The organism is Streptomyces sp. PU-14G, from assembly GCF_041028275.1.
In the GTDB taxonomy this organism is placed as follows: Bacteria; Actinomycetota; Actinomycetes; order Streptomycetales; family Streptomycetaceae; genus Streptomyces.
Map to the genome: position 1 here is coordinate 1 of NZ_JASKYT010000728.1, position 1,418 is coordinate 1,418.

Sequence of the window (1,418 nt, forward strand, 5' to 3'; positions counted from 1 at the left end):
GTCGTGGCTCGCCCCCTCGCCCCTCGACCGTCAAGGACGGTGCCATGGCCGACCTCTCCTCCGAGGCACACAACCCCTCCCCTTCGCGGCTCACACCTCCCGCCTCCCCCAGGAGGTCGACGTCGACGTCCCGGAAGTCGGCACCGTCGTCCCGGAAGTCGGCACCGTCCGGCCTGTTCCCGCCCGCTCTGCCGGTACTCACCGAGATGAGCCGCACGGACAGCGGACGTGCGTGGCTCGCCGGCTTGCCCGCGCTGGTCGAGAAGATGCGCGCACGCTGGCAACTGCGCCTGCACGCAGTGCCCTTCCACGGCGGCAGCTGCTCCTGGGTGGCTCCGGCCGAGCGGGCGGACGGGAGCCGAACCGTACTGAAACTGACGTGGCCCCACCCGGAAGCCCGCACCGAGGGCACCGCGCTAGGTTCTGTCTGACAAAGGATCTTGGGCGGGTTCGCGCAGCCAGAGGATGAGTGCGGCGAGGTGGACTCCGGCCTTGTAGCGGGCGGCGAGTTTGTCGAAGCGGGTGGCGAGCGCGCGGAACTGCTTGAGACGGCCGAAGCAGCGTTCGACCACGTTGCGGGCCTTGTAGACCTCGCGATCGAAGGTCGGCGGTCTGCCGCCGGCCTTCCCACGCCGCAGGCGGTTGGCCTTTTGATCCGCCCGCTSYKSGAKCASSSSSSSSWMGGTGCCGTCCGCTTCCCAGCGGGCGAACCGTTCATAGACCGTCTGCCACGGCCCGTAGCGTTCAGGCAGGTCACGCCACGGGGCACCGGTCCGCAACCGCCACAGCACCCCGTTGATCACCTGCCGGTGATCCCGCCACGGCCGCCCACGACCATCCACACCAGGCAACAGCGGGGCTATCCGCTCCCACGCCGCATCCGTCAGCTCACCACGACCCACCACAAGATCAATTATCAGACAGGCCCTAGGGCTTTCCTGCGGCTCTTGCTCCGGGAAGGGGTGCCACTGGCCGCGGTGTGCGGTCCTCGGGTGGGGTGTGGTTGGCCGCGCCGTTCCCCGCGCCCCTTCGGGGCGCGTCCCCCGTTTGCCCTGCTGCGCTGGGGTGGGCGCTTCCGGCACGGGGGTGCCACTGGCCGCCGTGTGCGGTCTGCGGGTGGGGTGTGGTTGGCCGCGCCGTTCCCCGCGCCCCTTCGGGGCGCCACCCCTTCCCGCCGCAGCGGCGATCAGCTACGACGGCGAGGGTCCGGCGGCCCTTCGACGGCCGCAAGCGGGCACTCCCGACAGTCGCAAGCGGGACGTCGGCCGGACGCCAGTCCATGGCTGCTACCTCTCCCCGTGTGTGGCTTTGCTTGTGAATGTGAACGCTTTCACGAATCCCTCCGCGTGGGAAGTGGGGCCTCATCAACTGTGATGCGGGTCCCACTGGAGTTAGGGGAGGGGATTCCGGCTCTCAAG

2 protein-coding genes and 1 pseudogene are annotated in these 1,418 nt (G+C 69.9%); 1 reads left to right on the forward strand and 2 read right to left on the reverse strand.

What is annotated here, in order from left to right; all coding sequences use genetic code 11:
• Positions 1-202 (reverse strand): hypothetical protein (locus AB8Z75_RS34980; protein ID WP_369209178.1); only part of this gene is annotated, 202 nt, incomplete at its 3' end.
• Positions 203-206: 4 nt separating this feature from the next.
• On the opposite strand from AB8Z75_RS34980, the gene AB8Z75_RS34985 reads away from it, so the two are divergent.
• Positions 207-431, forward strand: a complete 225-nt coding sequence (locus AB8Z75_RS34985) for a hypothetical protein (protein WP_369209180.1) — start codon at positions 207-209, stop codon at positions 429-431.
• Here AB8Z75_RS34985 and AB8Z75_RS34990 read toward each other — a convergent pair.
• Positions 417-902, reverse strand: a pseudogene (locus AB8Z75_RS34990) (transposase). The gene AB8Z75_RS34985 and the pseudogene AB8Z75_RS34990 overlap by 15 nt on opposite strands.
• Positions 903-1,418: the final 516 nt, after the last annotated feature.